This window comes from Clostridioides sp. ES-S-0108-01, from assembly GCF_020662285.1.
GTDB lineage: Bacteria > Bacillota > Clostridia > Peptostreptococcales > Peptostreptococcaceae > Clostridioides.
On the sequence record NZ_JADGMN010000011.1, the window covers coordinates 104,592 to 123,087 of the forward strand.

Annotated in this window: 19 protein-coding genes; 17 read left to right on the top strand and 2 right to left on the bottom strand. The window is 27.9% G+C overall.

Features of this window, described 5'->3' with window-relative positions; all coding sequences use genetic code 11:
* Positions 1–28: 28 nt before the first annotated feature.
* From IR152_RS11970 to IR152_RS12035, 14 genes are all read left to right on the top strand, one after another.
* Positions 29–268, top strand: coding sequence for a hypothetical protein (locus IR152_RS11970; RefSeq protein ID WP_227452214.1), 240 nt, complete (start codon positions 29–31; stop codon positions 266–268).
* Between the two features lie 217 nt (positions 269–485).
* Positions 486–1,508: a LacI family DNA-binding transcriptional regulator gene (locus IR152_RS11975; protein WP_227452195.1), complete on the top strand. Its 1,023-nt coding sequence runs from the start codon at positions 486–488 to the stop codon at positions 1,506–1,508.
* Between the two features lie 41 nt (positions 1,509–1,549).
* Positions 1,550–2,443: a ribokinase gene (gene rbsK, locus IR152_RS11980; RefSeq protein WP_227452196.1), complete on the top strand. Its 894-nt coding sequence runs from the start codon at positions 1,550–1,552 to the stop codon at positions 2,441–2,443.
* Between the two features lie 47 nt (positions 2,444–2,490).
* Complete coding sequence (locus tag IR152_RS11985; RefSeq protein ID WP_227452197.1) at positions 2,491–3,453, top strand: substrate-binding domain-containing protein; 963 nt, start codon at positions 2,491–2,493, stop codon at positions 3,451–3,453.
* Positions 3,454–3,506: 53 nt separating this feature from the next.
* Entirely contained in the window at positions 3,507–5,018 is a 1,512-nt protein-coding gene (locus IR152_RS11990; RefSeq protein ID WP_227452198.1) for a sugar ABC transporter ATP-binding protein, read from the top strand.
* On the top strand, positions 5,002–6,000 hold the full coding sequence (locus IR152_RS11995; protein ID WP_227452199.1) for an ABC transporter permease: 999 nt from the start codon (positions 5,002–5,004) through the stop codon (positions 5,998–6,000). The genes IR152_RS11990 and IR152_RS11995 overlap by 17 nt, the downstream gene beginning before the upstream one ends.
* 181 nt (positions 6,001–6,181) lie before the next feature.
* Positions 6,182–7,444 carry a M20 family metallopeptidase gene (locus IR152_RS12000; RefSeq protein ID WP_227452200.1) on the top strand — a complete coding sequence of 421 codons (1,263 nt, stop codon included), beginning with the start codon at positions 6,182–6,184 and terminating at the stop codon, positions 7,442–7,444.
* 19 nt (positions 7,445–7,463) lie between these two features.
* Entirely contained in the window at positions 7,464–8,207 is a 744-nt protein-coding gene (locus IR152_RS12005) for a glutamine amidotransferase (protein ID WP_227452201.1), read from the top strand.
* Between the two features lie 162 nt (positions 8,208–8,369).
* On the top strand, positions 8,370–8,564 hold the full coding sequence (locus tag IR152_RS12010) for a hypothetical protein (RefSeq protein WP_227452202.1): 195 nt from the start codon (positions 8,370–8,372) through the stop codon (positions 8,562–8,564).
* On the top strand, positions 8,558–9,019 hold the full coding sequence (locus tag IR152_RS12015) for a hypothetical protein (RefSeq protein WP_227452203.1): 462 nt from the start codon (positions 8,558–8,560) through the stop codon (positions 9,017–9,019). Before IR152_RS12010 ends, IR152_RS12015 begins: the two co-directional genes overlap by 7 nt.
* Before the next feature lie 54 nt (positions 9,020–9,073).
* Positions 9,074–9,217: a hypothetical protein gene (locus IR152_RS12020; RefSeq protein ID WP_227452204.1), complete on the top strand. Its 144-nt coding sequence runs from the start codon at positions 9,074–9,076 to the stop codon at positions 9,215–9,217.
* 220 nt (positions 9,218–9,437) lie between these two features.
* A complete protein-coding gene (locus IR152_RS12025) occupies positions 9,438–10,277 on the top strand; it encodes a DUF5685 family protein (protein ID WP_227452205.1) in 840 nt (279 codons plus the stop codon).
* Positions 10,267–10,710: a hypothetical protein gene (locus IR152_RS12030; RefSeq protein ID WP_227452206.1), complete on the top strand. Its 444-nt coding sequence runs from the start codon at positions 10,267–10,269 to the stop codon at positions 10,708–10,710. Before IR152_RS12025 ends, IR152_RS12030 begins: the two co-directional genes overlap by 11 nt.
* 10 nt (positions 10,711–10,720) lie before the next feature.
* Positions 10,721–11,218, top strand: coding sequence for a hypothetical protein (locus IR152_RS12035; RefSeq protein WP_227452207.1), 498 nt, complete (start codon positions 10,721–10,723; stop codon positions 11,216–11,218).
* Positions 11,219–11,417: 199 nt separating this feature from the next.
* Here the strand turns inward: IR152_RS12035 and IR152_RS12040 are convergent, their stop codons facing one another.
* Complete coding sequence (locus tag IR152_RS12040) at positions 11,418–12,146, bottom strand: HAD family hydrolase (RefSeq protein WP_227452208.1); 729 nt, start codon at positions 12,144–12,146, stop codon at positions 11,418–11,420.
* 124 nt (positions 12,147–12,270) lie between these two features.
* Here IR152_RS12040 and IR152_RS12045 point away from each other — a divergent pair, with 124 nt between their 5' ends.
* Entirely contained in the window at positions 12,271–13,359 is a 1,089-nt protein-coding gene (locus IR152_RS12045) for a hypothetical protein (protein ID WP_227452209.1), read from the top strand.
* Between the two features lie 779 nt (positions 13,360–14,138).
* On the opposite strand, the gene IR152_RS12050 is transcribed toward IR152_RS12045, so the two are convergent.
* Positions 14,139–14,933 (bottom strand): hypothetical protein, encoded by a 795-nt coding sequence (locus IR152_RS12050; RefSeq protein ID WP_227452210.1) that lies wholly within the window; start codon positions 14,931–14,933, stop codon positions 14,139–14,141.
* 199 nt (positions 14,934–15,132) lie between these two features.
* On the opposite strand from IR152_RS12050, the gene IR152_RS12055 reads away from it, so the two are divergent.
* The gene (locus IR152_RS12055; RefSeq protein WP_003421083.1) at positions 15,133–15,498 is read left to right on the top strand and encodes an ArsR/SmtB family transcription factor; all 366 of its coding nucleotides are present in this window, start codon (positions 15,133–15,135) and stop codon (positions 15,496–15,498) included.
* Positions 15,499–15,520: 22 nt separating this feature from the next.
* On the top strand, positions 15,521–17,908 hold the full coding sequence (locus IR152_RS12060; RefSeq protein WP_227452211.1) for a heavy metal translocating P-type ATPase: 2,388 nt from the start codon (positions 15,521–15,523) through the stop codon (positions 17,906–17,908).
* The last annotated feature ends 588 nt before the right edge of the window (positions 17,909–18,496 follow it).

Consider the following 18,496-nt stretch of genomic DNA (forward strand, 5'->3'; position numbering starts at 1 on the left):
ATAAAATGTAAAATCAATTCCAATAAATATTTTAAATCCTATTAAGAATACTCCTATGGAAAAATTAAAAACAACAGCAGTATTTAGATTTATAATTCCTAATGTATACATAAGATATGCTGGCGGAAGGTTATCTTTAAAAGGATATGACAAAATTGGATTTAATGGGGGTGTAAATTCTGCAATTGTAGGTGATTATTTAACAACTGTCGGAAATGGGATTGAAAATGATAAAAAAATGATTATAGAACAAGGACTTGAATTTTAATAAAGATTACTTAAATTAATTAGTATACTTTTAAATAGTAATAAAGGTATATTAATTTTTTTGCACATTAATTAAAATACTAAAATTGAATTATAAATCGCAGTATTTTGAAAAATAAGAAAAATATCAAAATTTATACAAAATAGTTGCAAAGGAAAAAAGGATGTGCTAATATCTAGGTAACCGGTTAAGTAAAACGGTTTCCTAAATTGTGGGGGTGAACTTCTTGAGTATAACGATAAAAGAAATTGGCGAATTGGCTGGTGTTTCTAAAACAACTGTGTCAAAAGTCATTAATAATAAAGATGAAAATATAAGTCAAGCGACAAGAGAAAAAATTTTGAAAATAATGAAAGAAAAAAATTATGTACCAAACAAATTAGCACAAAGTCTAGTAACTAAAAAAACTAATACTATAGGGCTTCTTATACCAGATATACGAAATCCATTCTTTACAGATGTATCAAGAGGAGTAGAAGATAAAGCTAATGAAGAAGGTTACAACATAATTTTATGTAATACAGATGAAGATGCTAAAAAAGAATATGAAGGGATAAGAACATTATCAGAGAGAATGATAGATGGAATTATATTTGCAGCTTCTTCAAATACAAACTGGAAAGAGGCAAATTATAAAGATATAAAAATACCAACTGTGTTGATTGATAAGAAGATAAGCATGAACAAAGAAACCTTAAAAGGAATTGTTAAAATAAACAACTTTGAAGGTGCTTATATAGCTACAAAACATTTATTAGATATTGGAAATAAGAAAATAATATACCTAAGTGGTCCACTTCAAAATGAAATAGCAGTAGATAGATTAGAAGGATATAAAAAGGCTCTAATCGAGTGTAATTTAAGCTACAATCCTGATTATGTATTTGAGGGAAAATATAAGATTGAATGGGGACAAGAATTTATAAAAAATTTAGAAAAAATAAACTTTGATGCAATATTTTGTGCAAATGATTTAATTGCAATAGGTGTTATAAGAGGTCTTAAAGAAAGAGGATTAAGTATACCAAATGATGTAAGTGTTGTGGGATTTGATGATATTCAAACATCTAGTTTAATAAGCCCTTCTCTTACAACAGTAAGACAACCCTCTTATGATATAGGATACAAAGCCAGTGAAATATTGATAAATTGTTTAAGAGGAGATAAAAAAGAATCGTTTGATGAATTGATTTTCAAACCAGAATTAGTCATAAGAGATTCAACAAAAGAAAATGAATAACAGCATAAAAGACATAAATAGATATGTAAAGGAGTAATGTAATGGGAAACATAGTTGTCATAGGAAGTGTAAACATGGACATGGTATGTTCTGTAGATAAAAGACCAGAAAAAGGAGAAACAGTGCTAGGTAATAGTTTTTTTACATCACCTGGTGGAAAAGGTGCTAATCAAGCTATTTCAGCATCTAAGCTAGGCGCAAATGTAAAAATGATATCATGTGTAGGTGAGGATAGCTTAGGTGAGGAGTTAATAAGAAATTTTAGAAATAATAAAGTCGATTATAGTCTAGTATCTAAAGATAAACATAAAAGCTCTGGTGTTGCTGTTATAACACTATGTGAAAATGATAATAGTATTGTTGTTGTATCAGGCACTAATGAATTAGTAGATATAGAGTTAATCAAAAAAAATGAAGAGGAGATAAAGAATGCAGATATAGTATTACTACAATTAGAAATTCCATTAGAAACAATAAATTATGTAGTAAATTTCTGTTTTGAAAATGAGATAAAGGTTTTATTAAATCCAGCACCTGCAATAAAATTAGATAGAGATATAATAGAAAAAGTAACTTACTTAACGCCAAATGAACATGAATATAAGATAGTTTTTGACACAGAGGAAGGGATAGAGGAAATATTAAAAAAATATCCTAATAAACTTGTGATAACAGAAGGAAAAAATGGAGCTAGATTTTATGATGGTAAAGAAATTAAGCATGTATCTTGTATAAGTGTTGATGTTCAAGACACCACAGGTGCAGGAGATACATTTAATGGAGCATTGTCAGTGGCTATAACAGAAGGTAAAAATCTATATACAGCAGTAGAATATGCAGTAGTAGTATCAGGTCTTTCTGTAACAAAATTAGGAGCACAATCTGGTATGCCTTATAGAGAAGATGTTGAAAAATATTTAAATATTAATAAATAGAAATCTAATTTGTTTAAAATTAAAACTATTAAAAATGGAGGTTAATTATGAGATTGAGAAAAGTTTTATCTTTAGGAATAGCTGGAATGCTAGCAATAGGAATGTTAACAGGATGTTCAATGGAAGGACCGAGTAAATCAGACAATAAAGGTGGTTCAGACAAGAAAGATTTAACTATTGGAGTATCTACAATAACTCTTCAACATCAATTTTTTATAGATATTGATGAGGGAATAAAAGAAAAAGCCAAAGAGCTAGGTGTGAAAGTTATAGTAAATGACCCAGACCAAGATGTAGCTAAGCAAACATCAGCAATAGAAGATTTTATACAACAAAATGTAGATGGAATGATAGTACTTGGAACAGATAACTCAGCTATAGTACCAGCAGTAGAAGGAGCGTTTGAAAAAATGCCAGTAGTTACAGTAGATGCTGTATTAAATACTGAAAATATTACAAGTTATGTAGGAACAGTTAGTTATGATGCTGGTAAAAAGTTAGGGGAATACACTAAAAAGTATATAGATGAAAAATTAGGTGGAAAATCAGAAATAGCGATAGTAACAGATTTAAAATCTCAAATACAAATGCAGAGAATAGATGGATTTAAAGATGCATTAAAAGGTTCAGCAAATGTTAAGATATTAAATTCACAACCAGGATATGACAGAGAAGAATCTCTTAATACAGTAGAAAACTTAATTCAATCTAACCCAGATGTAGATATAATATATGCAACAGCTGAAAATAGTGTACTAGGAGCTAAAGCTGCACTTGAATCTGCAAAGAATAAGGATGTTAAGATTGTAGGGTTTGACTTAACTGAAGAAGCATCAAGTGGGATAACAGATGGGACTATTCTTGCTATGATTCAACAACAACCTAAAGAGATGGGACGTTTAGCTGTAGAAGCAGTAGTAAAAGCTATAAAAGGGGAAAAGGTAGAAAAAAATATACCAGTACCAGCCTTACTTTATGATAAAGAAAATATAAAAGACTTTAAGAATTAGTAAAATAAAATGAGATTATTTGAAAGAAATCCTATTTAAAAAGGAGTGTCATTATGAGTAATACAATTCTGAAGTTAAGTAATATTGCTAAGGAATTTCCTGGTGTCAGAGCATTAGATAATGTTAATTTTGAGTTATTTCATGGGGAAGTTCATGCGCTACTAGGTGAAAATGGTGCCGGTAAATCAACAATGATAAAGATTTTAACTGGTGCACATGCTAAAACTTCTGGTAAATTCATTTTTGAAGGCAAAGAAATAGATAATATATCACCAGATGTCTCTAAAAAGATAGGTATAAATGCCATATATCAAGAATTAACAGTCTTTGATGAGTTGACAGTAGCACAAAATATTTTTATGGGAAAAGAAATAAATGGCAAAGTCTTAACTAATGACAAAAAAATGAACGAAGAGGCTAGAAAGATTTTTGACAATATGGGAATAGATATAAATCCAAATAGTTTAGTCAAAGAGCTTAGTATAGCTCAAAAGCAAATGGTAGAAATAGCAAGAGTTTTATCATCAAAAACTAAGGTATTAATAATGGATGAGCCCACATCTTCAATAAGTAAAAAGGAGACTGAAATACTTTTTAGACTTATAAATGATTTAAAAGAGAGTGGAGTCAGTATAATATATATCTCCCATAGGATGGAAGAACTCTTTGAGATTTGTGACAGAATAACTATAATGCGAGATGGGAAAACGATTTCGACTTTAAATACCAAAGATGTATCATCTGAGGAAGAATTAGTTAATTTAATGATAGATAGAAAGCTAGACCAATTTTTTCCGAAAAGAAAAGTAGAAATAAAAGAAGAAATTATGAGAGTGGAAAATCTAACTAAGAACAATGTTTTTAACGATGTCAGTTTTAATATAAGAAAAGGTGAAATATTAGGAATAGGTGGATTAGTTGGAAGTAAGAGAAGTGAAATAGTAGAAGCTATATTTGGACTTAGAGCATATGATTATGGAAAAATATATTTAAATAATAAAGAAATCAAATTTAAAACTCCATCAGATGCGATTGAAAATGGACTAGGATTAATAACAGAAGATAGAAAAGGTACTGGATTGTTTTTACAGATGAGTGTCAAAGAAAATACAACTATGGCTGGATTAAAAAAGATATCTAAGTTTAAATCAGTTATAGACAGAAAAAAGGAAAAAGAAGTACTAGAAAAATACATAGAAGCATTAAAGATAAAAACGCCACATATGAATCAAGTTATACAGAGTCTAAGTGGTGGAAACCAACAAAAAGCTATAATAGCAAGATGGCTTTTATTACAACCAGATATATTAATTATGGATGAACCAACTAGAGGTATAGATGTAAATGCTAAAGCAGAGATATACAATCTAATGGGAGATTTAGTAGAGAGTGGTGTAAGTATTATAATGATATCTTCTGAGATACCAGAATTAATATCAATGAGCGACAGGATAATGGTTATGAGAGAAGGTCATATAAGTGGATTTTTAGAAGGTGAAGAAATGGTTGAAAATAATGTATTAAAATTGGCTTTCGGAGGTAAAATTAATGAGTTCAATAACTAAGCATAAAGAAGACAAATCCTCTCCATTATTAACAAAATTAACAAGTACATTCAGAGACCAAGGGAGTGCAGCTATAGGACTTGTAATAATTTTTATAATAATGAGTGTAGCTTCATCTAATTTTTTAACTTTAGATAATCTAATTAATGTTGGAAGACAGATATCGATAAATGCAATACTTGCAGTAGGTATGACATTTGTAATAATCACAGGAGGAATAGATTTAAGTGTAGGGGCAGTAATTGCTCTAGTAGGTACGTTTTGGGCTACAACAGTAGTAAATTATAATGCACCTATATGGGTAGGTATGATACTTGCATTGGCAATAGGCACAATATTAGGAATTATAAAAGGTGCGATTATTTCAACACAAAAACTACCACCATTCATTGTAACTTTAGCCATGTTGACGATAATAAGTGGGATAAGTTTTGTATTTACAGGAGGAAGACCTATATCAGTAAATACGGACGCATTTAAGATGTTAGGTAGAGGATATGTTGGACCAATACCAATACCAGTTATAATTATGATTATAGTTGTAATAATAGGTCATTTTCTATTAAAAAGAACTAATTTTGGACGTCATGTACATGCAGTAGGTGGAAATGAAGAAGCTGCTAGATTATGTGGAGTAAAAGTAAATAAAGTGATAGTAAAAGTATATGCACTAGCTGGATTACTAACAGCATTGGCTGGAATAATACTATCATCACGTTTGGCATCAGGTTCACCTACTGTTGGAGATGGAGCAGAGTTGGATGCTATAGCAGCAGTTGTGCTTGGTGGTACTAACATGATGGGTGGCTCTGGTTCTATAGTAGGTACATGTATAGGTGTTGGAATAATAGGAATATTAGGAAATGGATTAAACTTATTAAGTGTATCTTCGTATAATCAAATGATTATAAAAGGTTTGGTAATGTTATTTGCTATATGGATAAATAATATAAGATTAAAAAAATCAGCTAAAGCTAAATAGTAATTAAATTTTAGTTGATGAACTATAAAAATTATTAAGTTTTTGTATATTTTTATACTTTAATTTGCATATATCTTTATATATTAAATGGGAATATACTAAGTGAAAAAGTTTACTATGGTTTAAATAGAGGAGATTAGACTTGAAATTTTAAATGTAAAAATAAATCTTAGGAGGAAATATGAAAAAAATTCTCTTAGATACATTAAATAGTAGAAAACAAGAATATATAGATTATTTAAAAGAACTTGTAAGTATAAAGACTGAAGATATTGGTCATGGAATATTAGGTGGATTTGAAAAAGAGGGACAGGAATATATTGAGAAACTTGCAAATGACATAGGTTTTAGTGTAGATAGACAAGAAATGAGTGAAGAGCTAATTAAAAAAGCAAAAGATACCTATAAAGAAGGAAATCTAGGTCACAATTATAAAGATAGATATAATTTAATTTGCAAATACAGTGATAATTTACCTGGAAAGACAATTGTATTTAATGGTCATGTAGACACTATGCCACCTGGCGATATAAGTAAGTGGAGATATAATCCATACTGTGGGACGGAAGATAATGGGAAGCTTTATGGTCTTGGAACTGCAGATATGAAATCTGGGCTTATAGCATCAATATTAGCTGTAAAGCTTATAAAAGATAGTGGTTTAAATGTACCTGGTAATGTGAAGATAATGTCAGTAGTAGATGAAGAAGGTGGGGGAAATGGTACTATAAATGCAGTTATGAATGGAATTGATGGAGACTACTGTGTAATTTGTGAACCATCAGAACAGAATTTAATAATTGCACATATGGGATTTGTATTCTTTGAAGTTGAGGTTAAAGGTGTATCTCTTCACTGTGGTAGTAAGTGGGAGGGTGTTAATGCGATAGAGAAGGCTATGTTACTCCTTCAAGATATAAAAGAATTAGAACATAACTGGCTTATGATATATAAGCATCCACTATTACCATCACCTACAATAAATTTAGGTATGATAAATGGTGGGACAGCAGGTTCTACTGTGCCAGACAAGTGTGTATTTAACTTATGTGTACACTTCTTACCAAATATAATGAGTTATGAACAAGTTGTAAATGACGTGACCAATGTCATAATGACAAGAGCTAATGGGGATTTATGGCTTAAAGATAATAAGCCAAATATAAATATATATCAATCAGGATTAGGTTTTGAGATGGACAAGAATTCTGATTTTGTAGTTAATGCTCATAAAATACTAGAAGAAACTCTAGAGAAAAAATTAGAAATAAGAGGTTCGACAGCTGGGAATGATGCGAGATTGATGAAAAATTTAGCTGAAATACCAACACTCATATTAGGTCCAGGCTCAATAGAACAATGCCATTCAATAGATGAATATGTTGAAATTAAGGAGTATCTAGATAGTATACTTATGTATGCAAGTCTAATATTAAATTTATAAAAGTAGGAGGAATATATAAATGAAAAAAGTATTAATAGTAGGGGAATCTTGGGTAAAAAATATAACTCATATAAAAGGATTTGATACATTTGTTACAACTCACTATGAAGAAGCTGTAAAGTGGTTAAAAGAGGCAATAGAATCTAGAGGATATGAGACAGTTCATATGCCTGCACATGTAGCAGCAGATAGCTTCCCATATAAATTAGAGGAGTTAAATGAATATGATTGTATAATATTATCTGATATAGGTTCTAATACGTTTTTATTATCTAATGGTACTTTTATAGATTGCAATAGTAATCCAGATAGACTTGAACTAATCAAAGATTACGTAAATAATGGTGGGGCATTAATCATGGTAGGTGGATACATGTCATTTACAGGTATAGATGCAAAAGCTAGATTTGGTGAAACTGCTATTAAAGATGTATTACCAATAACAATGATAGATAAAGATGATAGAGTAGAAAAACCAGCAGGAATAATTCCAGTAGTTGTTGACTCTCAACATCCAGTATTAAAAGATATACCAACAGAATGGCCAAAGTTTTTAGGATATAATAAGACAGTTGCTAGAGATAATTGCCCTGTGTTAGCAACTATTGGAGGAGACCCATTTGTAGCTGTTGGTGAGTTTGGAAAAGGAAAATCTGCTGTATTTAGTTCTGATTGTGCACCTCATTGGGGTTCAAAAGAATTTACTGATTGGAAATACTATAATAAATTATGGGTCAATATGCTTGATTGGCTAACATGCTAAAAATTTTATAAAATTTGAAAACCTCTTACTTGATAAAACGAAACTTACAAGTCAAGAGGTTTTATTGTATAAAATTGATGTACAGTAGAAAATATTTTTAAATGAGTTATTTTGGTTAATAATTAATAAGTTATTAGAAATAGGGAGGTTTATACAATTAATATGAGTGATTTAAATAAAAAGTTTTTAATAGAATATATAGATGGTATACAGGAAGAGTTAAGAGATATATCAGATAAAATATGGAAAAATCCAGAACTTCAATATAAAGAATATTATGCTTCAAGCTTACAAAAGGAATATTTAAAAAAACATGATTTTAGTATAGATGAATTAGATGGTGTGGAAAAATGCTAAATATAGTTCCAGATTTTTCAGAAGTGTGGTATTACATAAGAGGAGTTAAAATGGAGCATGTAAGAGATGTATTTGACAGAATTGTTGATATAGCAAAAGGGGCAGCATTAATGACTGGTACTAGTATGGAATATAATATTATAAGTGGAGTGTATGACTATATTCCAAATACAATATTAACAAATATCTTATCACAAAACATGAGATTGGTAGGAGTACAAAATTATAACGAAGATGACTACTATTTTGCAGAAAAATTAGCTGAAACAGTGTATATAGATAAAAGAATTAGTGTTTCTAGTGTATTAAGTGGAAATAAGGATATTGCTAAGATGAATTTACATGATGAGGTTACAGATGATACATTTACTCATAATAACTGTATATCATTATCACTAGATATTGGAGATATTAGTTACATAATTCCTACAGCACAATGTTCTTGCTCAGTTTGACCTATTGGTATTTCTGCTCATACATGACAGTCTTGTGCTAGTGCAGGTTCTGATATGGGATTTAAAGCTATGTTGTTAGCATCTAAATCTATAGCGTGTTCAATAAATGATGTGATGCTTGATGAATTGGTTATAAATAAAGCAAAAAAGGAATTGAAGGATACTGTAGGTAGTTTTGAATATATACCAATTATTTAAATTTTAAATTGATATAAAGCATAATTAACTTGTATGAGTTAATATAAGTATATAATTTAATATTATTTTTAACTTAACCTTCTAATTATTTTAAATTTAAGATACAATGATTAGAAGGAATTTTTTAAGTTTTTTAGAATACTGTATCTTATATAATCTTGATAAAAAGTGTTATACTATATATAATCTAAATAAAAAATAGTACAAAAAAGGAGTATTTATGTTTGGATATGTTAAAATAAACAAAATGGATTTAACATTTAGAGAATATGATTATTACAAAGCTTATTATTGTGGACTATGTAAATACTTAAAAAGAAATCATGGAGAAATTTCTAGATTTTCTCTGAATTATGATATAACATTTTTAATTGTTTTATTAACAGCAGTATATAACACAGAGTCTATAAGCACAGAGGAAGTATGTATAGTCAATCCATTTAAAAAGAAAAAGGTAATTACAAATGATATTACAGAATATGCAGCAAGTATGAATATTCTTTTAACGTATTATAAATTGGAAGATAATTTAATGGATGATAAACGCATAAAAGATAAATTAGCATATTATATATATAAAAACAAATTAAAATTAGCATATGAAAAGTATCCTGAAAAGGCAGAGTATATAAAACAACAGTTAAATGAATTAAATAAGTTAGAAAAAGATAAAAATATAAATATAGATGAAGTATCTAGTATATTTGGAAATATAATGGGTGAAGTATTTGCTTATAAAAAAGATGAAAACGAGAGAAACTTAAGAATGATAGGCTTTAATATAGGTAAGTATATATATCTACTAGATGCCTATGAAGATTTAGATGAAGATTTTAAAAAAGGAAGATACAATCCATTTATAGAGTATATAGATAAAAATGATGAGTTAAAAGAAAAAGTAAAAAAAATAATAGTAACATCATTAGGATTTTTAGCTAAAGGAATTGATAATCTAAATCTAAATAAAAATGTTGGAATAATAGAAAATATAATTTATTCTGGTGTTTATTTAAGATATATGAATATATTAGAAAGTAGAGGTGGAAAAAGTGTACAGTAATACTTATAATAATGAAAATTTTATGAGAGCAAGAGCTTTTATAGAAAACAGTGAATTTAGAAAAGCATATGATTTTTTGAAAACTTTGACTGACAAATGTGCAGAATGGTATTATTTAACTGGTTTTTCTGCAATGAACATAGGATATTATGAAGAAGGCGAAGACTTCTTAAAAAGAGCAAAGTTTATGGAGCCTGAAAATAGTGAATATAGTGATGCACTTAGAAGTTATACACAATATAGAAATGAATATAACAACAGAGCTGATAATTATAATAGAAGAAGACGAAATGATTTAGATGGATGTTGTTGCTGTTGCTGTGATGATTGTTGCTGTTGTCTAGGTGACGATTGTTGTGAAAATTGTGCTAAGCTTTGGTGTTTAGATTCATGTTGCGAATGTTTTGGTGGAGATTTAATAACTTGTTGTTAGGATGATAAATATGAGTATAAAAGTTGCTTATGGAGGAGTTTTATTAGCATTAAATGTGATACTGCTGACTCTTACAAATATTATTCCTGTAAATACATTGTTTATTATGGGGTTAGCATCACTTTTAGTATCAATTGTAATAATGGAATGGGGATTCAAAAGTGGAGTAGCTTTTTATATAGGTTCTATAGCTTTAGGATTTATAGTAATGGCAAGTAAGTCTCAATGGCTTGTATATTCACTTACCTTTGGAATATATGGTATTGTAAAATATCTTATAGAAAAAGATAGGTCGATATATATTGAGTATTTTATGAAATTGGTGTTTGCAAATATAATGATACTTATATTGTATTTTTTATTAAGAACAATAGTTTATATTCCAATAAATATTTTTATTATAGGCTTATTTGAGGTAGCCTTTATAGTATATGATTATGTTTATAGTTCTTTTGTAGGTTATTACAATAATAAGTTAAGAAAAATTCTATTTAAAAATAACAGTTAATTTTATATTTTTTAATAAAGTGGATGGTAGTTCACTAAGATTGTAATTTGAATAAATGTAAACACCGTATCTAAATATGTATTTGGATATAAAGCTAAATTCAATGTATCCTTAGTGCAATATACAAAAAGCTTTGACTAAAAATCAAAGCTTTTTGTGTATTAGATATAATATAAGTTTTTAAAATAGATAATATAAATCAAATATCCACTATATTTACATCTGTAGATAAAGAATAAATAATATCCTTTCTTTCTACTATTATCTCAACATTTTTAGAAATTTCCTTATCAAGTGATATTTGAGATAAAAGTTCCTTTGTTGGATTTATTGCAATTGGATTTCCAACTCTTTTTAACATATTTATGTCACCATTAGTATCTCCATAAGCATATGAGTTTGATAAGTCTAAATTATACTTTACAACAAAATCATTTATAGCATTATTCTTACTTATAGAATCCCACATTGGAATAACTTTTCCTGTAAATATATTATTTTCAAATATATAATCACTTCCTAGAAAATCAGTTACATTATATTTCTTTGCCATTTTTTCAACTAGAAACCCTGGGCTACCAGATATAAATATAACTATATGCCCTTGATTTAGATGCCAATCAATTCTTGAACGTGTGTATTTGTAAACTCTATCTGCTTTTAATTTAATTACTTGGTCACTTGTAAAATTGATGCAAGTTTTATCTAATCCTTTTAATGAATCAACATAAAGGTTACATATTTCTAATAGATAATCATCATAATTACCTTGTCTTTTATCCCAATCCATAAAAGTGTCTCTTGCGTGTTTATACCAATTTTTTTGGTCAATTATATCATATTTAATTAATTTCTTAAAATGCTCAACCATAAGAGAGTCTCTATAAAGAGTACCATCTATATCAAAAAAAGCTGCTATATTTTTCATAAGACCACCTCAATTAATCATTTCCTTATATTATATTATAAATTGTACCTAAGTTGTTAAAATATATGTATAATAATTTATATATTAAAAAACAAGTATTTTAAAGTTTAAAGGATGTGACTATATGAATTTTAATTTTGCAAAGGCTACAAATTCTAGACTTATGGGTAGTTTAGGTCTTATAATAAATTGGATAGATGATAAAAATAATCACTTTTGTCAATATTTTTTATTAGATGCAGAAGGATTAGGTTTGGCAGATTATGTGAGTTTAAAAAATCCAACACAGGAAGAAGCGTATATGGAAGAGGAAAGATTAATGGGAGGATTTGGTTCAGATAGAGTTGAGTTAACGAAGGATGAATCTTTATTTTTAGTATCTTATTTTGGGAATAAGAATCTTTACTATGATAAATTATTGCCAGGAGATAAATATGAGTATATTGATATTATAAAAAATTATAAAACAGATTTAACTATAGAAATATTATATAATAAAATATGTAAAAGAGTTGATGAAGAAGTTGAATTTATAAACTATATGACCATGAGATTTATAGCATGGGATAGAGAAAGTCTAAAGTACTTTTCTGGAAGTGATGAGATTGCAAATATGCATATTACAAATATAAATGGTACATTACTTAAAAATGTAGTGAGTAGTAAAGGTCAAGGTCGATATATAAGTGAAGCTTTATATGAAGATAATGATGGATATTATATGTGTAAAATTGCTTTTTGTATAAGTAAGTGCCATGAAACTGGTTTTAGAATTAATTCTTTATTAGTATCAGATAAAGAACCTATGTATGATTTTGAGGTATTTGATGAGATTTCTAAGAATGAATTTGTGAGTGTATATAGTGTAAAGTCTCCTGAAGAATTTGCAAAAGTGTTTTATAGAGAAAACCCATTTTTATTGAAAAGTGATATGAATGAGGGCATATTTTTTACTAGATTTAATTTTAATAATGACCATGTTAAGGAAAATGTATATATAATAAATAATGATATGAAAGCTATATATTACTTAATGGGAAATAAGTTTTTTATTGGTACTTATAATGAAAATGATTGCAATTATATCAATGAAATAAGTCAATCTAACTATAGTAACTATATTAAGTTTGAAGAGAATTTTTTCTTTGAGCAAAATGCATTATATGATTTTGCAGAATCAGGCTCATTAGATTTTGATGACTTTTTAGAATAATAATTTTAGGCATTATTTAAGCGAGATTAACTGAATTTAATCTCGCTTAAATTTATTTCTATAATATTGGGGGAATATTATGAGGAATACATTTATTATTGTTGTCAATTATTAAAATTTTATACAGTTTATTAGAAAAATAAAAAAATTTATAATTTTCCTCATGTGATTTGTTATAAAATACTTTGAAACCTTTAGAATCTAATTTTTTGATTAGTAAATTTGATGAATCATAATTTATGTAGCTGTCTTCACCAGCTGTATGGATTATAAATATATCTTTTTACAAAGTCTAATACAATTTGAGGTGCATTCGACACAAACATGTTTATTTTCAAATTTTTGTTTTACTTTATTAATTATATATTCTGTCATACTAGTTCCAGAAAGGCAAAATATATATAGCTTGTTCAAAGCAGTACTTTCTATTAAATAGTCACTTATTAGAGTGATTATAGTATAGAGTTAATTAACTTAATAGAAAGCAAAAAGATTTTTTATATTGTCAGTATTTTCATAAATACAAAATCAAATAATAGTTATAGTCTGTAGTGACATTTTACTAATATACTTTTAAATGAAAAAATCAGATAAAATTTAATTTTATCTGATTTTTTCTATATTTATTTTATTAGATTATGTTAATATTTGTTGACCGAATAAAATTATATTCAGTCAACTTTCTATACCTATAATAATATTGGGGGAATATTATGAGGAATACATTTATTATTATGGTCAATTATTAAAATTTTATACAACTTACTTGAAAAAATATATTACATTTCTTCCTCATCAAATTCCTCTATGTTAGTAGTTTGTGGCATGCCTTGTATGGACATATTATTAGAGCCATAAGGAATCGGAGATATATTAGAAGACATAGTACTAGGCATAACTACAGGCATACCTTGCATTGTATTATGACATATAACACCTGGTATCATCATAAGTACATTAGGAGGCATATTTTGATTACATGAGAAGTTAGGAATACCCATATTCATACTATATCCCATATTATTATTCATATTGTTAGGCATACCCATATTACCATACATATTATTATTCATATTGTTAGGCATACCTGTATTACCGTATATATTATTATTCATATTGTTAGGCATACCCATATTACTATTCATGTTATTAGACATGTTGTTAGGCATACCCATATTATTATTTATGTTGTTAGACATATTGTTAGGTATACCCATATTATTATTCATGTTGCTAAATGTGTTATTAGGTGTACCCATATTATTAGATGTATTATAGTTCGCGTTATTAGGCATATTATTAGGTGTATTGTAATTCATATTTCCAGATGTATTATTTGTGTTAGGCAAGTTGTTTGGGGAATTATTGCTTTTAGGATAATTATTTTCGTTATTAGGATACAGGTTATTTATGTTCTGGTTATTAGGTATTTTTGTATAACCATTAGAAATTTGAGGGTCATTTCTCAATTCATCTTGGGGAATTTCTTCATTAGTAATATAATCTGCATAGTTCGCTGGGTCTAAGTAAGGCATGTAACTATTATCTAAATCCTTTCTTTTTTTGTTACTCATATTAAACTTGCACCTCCTAGAAAACTATAAAAAAGTTTACAAAAACTTATTCTAATAATATATATATTAAAAAAGTTTATAATATGTGCATTCAAATTGTTATTAAATAAATAAAAATTATTATTGCAAATTTAGACATAATAACATATAATGAACATATGAACAGTTATTCATATATTTAAATAATGGAGGATTAAAAATGAGAGAAGAGATAAATGATTGTAATTGTAATATAATACATGAAGAAATAGTAACAGAAGCTAAATCAACTATGCCAGATGAAGAAATGTTATATGATTTAGCAGAATTGTTTAAAGTATTTGGGGATACAACTAGAGTAAAAATACTATATGCATTATTTGCAAATGAAATGTGTGTATGTGATATAGCGAGTTTACTAAATATGACTCATTCTGCAATATCACATCAACTTAGAGTATTAAAGCAAGCTAGGTTAGTAAAGTTTAGAAGAGAAGGAAAGACAGTGTATTACTCACTAGATGATAGTCATATAAGTCAAATATTTGATTGTGGATTAAATCATATTAGAGAGACTTATAAATGATAAACGAGAGGAATGAATATATATGGAAACAAATAATATAATTAAAAAAGAATTTATATTAGGAGGATTAAACTGTGCGCACTGTGCAGAAGAGATTAATAATAAAGTTTCTAAGCTACAAGAAGTTAAATCTTCCAACTTAAATTTTATAAATAAAAAACTTACAGTAAATATAGAGGATAGCTTTAATGAGGATATTACTATAGAAAAGATAATAGATATAATAGATTCAACAGAACCAGGTCTTGATATACAGATAAGTTTTAAAGAAAATGTATCTAATAAGACATCAATTAAAAAAGAACTTATATTAGGAGGTTTAAACTGTGCACATTGTGCAGAAGAGATTAACAATAAAGTTTCTAAATTAAAAGAAATTGAATCTTCTAACTTAAACTTTGTAAATAAAAAACTTACAGTAAATATATTTAATGACTTTGAAGAGGATAGTGTTATAAACAAAATAAAGGAAATAGTAGACTCTACAGAGCCAGGGCTTGATATACAAGTAGAGTCTACCAACAAAGTAAAATCTAGAACTACTGAAAAAGCAGGAACTGTAAATGATACAAATAAGAAGGAATTAATTCCACTTATAATTGGAGCTCTCGTATATATATTTGGTATATATCAAACAGCTACAGGTTATGAAAGTCAATTTAGTAATATAGTATTTATAGTTGCTTATGTAATAGTAGGTGGCGATGTGCTTTTAAGAGCAATAAGAAATATATCAAAGGGAAGAGTATTTGATGAGAACTTTTTGATGGCTCTAGCAACAGTTGGAGCGTTAGCAATAGGAGAACTATCAGAAGCAGTAGGGGTTATGCTATTCTATAAAATAGGAGAGTATTTACAAGGTGTTGCAGTTGGTAAATCTAGAAAATCTATAACTTCACTTATGCAAATAAGACCAGATTATGCAAATCTGAAAGTTAACTCTGAAGTTAAGGTAGTGTCACCAGAAAAAGTAAATGTGGGTGACATAATAGTAGTAAAACCTGGTGAAAAAGTGCCACTAGATGGTGTTGTAGTAGATGGTATTTCTATGCTAGATACCTCTGCACTTACAGGTGAATCAGTACTAAGAGAAGTTGAAAAAGGAGATGAAATTTTATCTGGTGTTATAAATAAGAATGCTTTGCTAAGTATTGAGGTTACAAAGAACTTTGGAGAATCAACAGTTTCAAAAATCCTTGACCTTGTTGAAAATTCTAGTATTAAAAAATCAAAAACAGAAAACTTTATATCTAAATTTTCAAGATATTATACTCCAATAGTAGTAATAGCAGCCTTATTGATAGCATTTGTTCCACCACTTGTAATCTCAGGTGAAGTGTTTAGTGATTGGTTGTATAGAGGATTGATATTCTTGGTTGTTTCTTGCCCTTGTGCACTAGTTTTATCAATACCACTTAGTTTCTTTAGTGGAATTGGATTTGCATCTAAAAATGGTATCCTTATTAAGGGAAGTAATTATTTAGAAGCTTTAAGAAGTGTAGATACAGTAGTGTTTGATAAAACAGGAACACTTACTAAAGGTGTATTTAATGTAACTAAGTTAAATCCTGAAGGTATATCAGAAGAAGAGTTACTAGAATTTGCAGCTATTGCAGAAGTAAACTCAAACCATCCAATAGCTAAATCTATATTAAGTTACTATAATAAAAAAATTGATTTAGATACAATCGACAGCTATGAGGAAATAGCAGCTTATGGAATCAGAGTAAAACATAATGAAAAACTTATATTAGCAGGTAATGAAAAACTTATGAAAAAGGAAAATATATTGTATTCACCAGCTAAAGAAGTAGGCACAGTAGTTTATATTGCTGTTGATAAAGTGTACAGAGGCTATATAGTTATATCTGACGAAATAAAAGAAGATAGTAAAAATGCTATAATAAGCTTAAAATCAATAGGAGTAAAAGAAGTTGTAATGTTAACTGGAGATAATGAGAAAGTAGCAAAAAATATTGCTCAAGAATTAGAATTAGATACAGTTTACTCAAATTTACTTCCTAATGAAAAAGTTGATAGATTAGAAGATTTATATGAAGGAAGAACTGAAAAAGAAAAAATAGCTTTTGTAGGTGATGGAATAAATGATGCTCCAGTACTAGCTCGTGCTGATGTTGGTATAGCAATGGGAGGTTTAGGTTCAGATGCAGCCATTGAAGCGGCAGATGTAGTTCTTATGACAGATGAACCTAGTAAAATATCTAAAGCAATTGAGATAGCAAATAAGACTAATAAAATAGTATGGCAAAATATAATATTTGCTTTAGGAGTAAAAGTTATAGTTATGATATTAGGAGCTGGAGGGATAGCTACTATGTGGGAAGCCATATTTGCTGATGTAGGGGTAGCGCTTATTGCAGTATTAAATGCCATGAGAGCTATGAGATAAATTATAAATGTAGACATATATTATTCAAAAAATATAAAGCTGTATTAATGATGAAAGGAAAGTATTAATAAATTTATCTTAACTTTATTGATGCTTTTTCTTTTATTATATATAAATGTATATCTATTATGTTTATTTAATACCATTGTTTGGTATATACTTTTTATATTCTGATTTTTAAACTTACACAATAGATAATTTATTTCTATTATATAAGCTTAGATTAAGTTGGATAAGAATTATAATAATCATAATAATGCAGATTGTTAATTACAATTTTTATGAGAAAATATATATATTAAAAGTATTTAATCCTATAATATAACTATTGTTTAAGAAGTCATATAATATAAAGAAATAAATAATTTAAAAAATAATTTGAAAAAGTATTGACGAATTGTTTTTAAGATGATATAGTATTACTTGTCCTTAAGAAAAGGAAAAAGAAATAAACACGAACATTGAAAATTAAACAGTAGGTTAATTTATAAACAAGAAACAAACCATAAAGCCAGATATTTTGATAACAATAGTATCTGAGCCTGATAAACTTTTATTTGAGAGTTTGATCCTGGCTCAGGATGAACG

Excerpts from the sequence above, each read along its gene's own strand:
- IR152_RS12035 (WP_227452207.1), top strand. The coding sequence starts at position 10,721 with ATGAGTATAAAAGTTGCTTATGGAGGAGTTTTATTAGCATTAAATGTG.
- IR152_RS11995 (WP_227452199.1), top strand. The coding sequence starts at position 5,002 with ATGAGTTCAATAACTAAGCATAAAGAAGACAAATCCTCTCCATTATTA.
- IR152_RS11985 (WP_227452197.1), top strand. The coding sequence starts at position 2,491 with ATGAGATTGAGAAAAGTTTTATCTTTAGGAATAGCTGGAATGCTAGCA.
- IR152_RS12055 (WP_003421083.1), top strand. The coding sequence starts at position 15,133 with ATGAGAGAAGAGATAAATGATTGTAATTGTAATATAATACATGAAGAA.
- IR152_RS12000 (WP_227452200.1), top strand. The coding sequence starts at position 6,182 with ATGAAAAAAATTCTCTTAGATACATTAAATAGTAGAAAACAAGAATAT.
- rbsK (WP_227452196.1), top strand. The coding sequence starts at position 1,550 with ATGGGAAACATAGTTGTCATAGGAAGTGTAAACATGGACATGGTATGT.
- IR152_RS12050 (WP_227452210.1), bottom strand. The coding sequence starts at position 14,933 with ATGAGTAACAAAAAAAGAAAGGATTTAGATAATAGTTACATGCCTTAC.
- IR152_RS12045 (WP_227452209.1), top strand. The coding sequence starts at position 12,271 with ATGAATTTTAATTTTGCAAAGGCTACAAATTCTAGACTTATGGGTAGT.
- IR152_RS12060 (WP_227452211.1), top strand. The coding sequence starts at position 15,521 with ATGGAAACAAATAATATAATTAAAAAAGAATTTATATTAGGAGGATTA.
- IR152_RS11990 (WP_227452198.1), top strand. The coding sequence starts at position 3,507 with ATGAGTAATACAATTCTGAAGTTAAGTAATATTGCTAAGGAATTTCCT.
- IR152_RS12005 (WP_227452201.1), top strand. The coding sequence starts at position 7,464 with ATGAAAAAAGTATTAATAGTAGGGGAATCTTGGGTAAAAAATATAACT.
- IR152_RS12020 (WP_227452204.1), top strand. The coding sequence starts at position 9,074 with ATGGGATTTAAAGCTATGTTGTTAGCATCTAAATCTATAGCGTGTTCA.
- IR152_RS12025 (WP_227452205.1), top strand. The coding sequence starts at position 9,438 with ATGTTTGGATATGTTAAAATAAACAAAATGGATTTAACATTTAGAGAA.
- IR152_RS12040 (WP_227452208.1), bottom strand. The coding sequence starts at position 12,146 with ATGAAAAATATAGCAGCTTTTTTTGATATAGATGGTACTCTTTATAGA.
- IR152_RS12010 (WP_227452202.1), top strand. The coding sequence starts at position 8,370 with ATGAGTGATTTAAATAAAAAGTTTTTAATAGAATATATAGATGGTATA.
- IR152_RS12015 (WP_227452203.1), top strand. The coding sequence starts at position 8,558 with ATGCTAAATATAGTTCCAGATTTTTCAGAAGTGTGGTATTACATAAGA.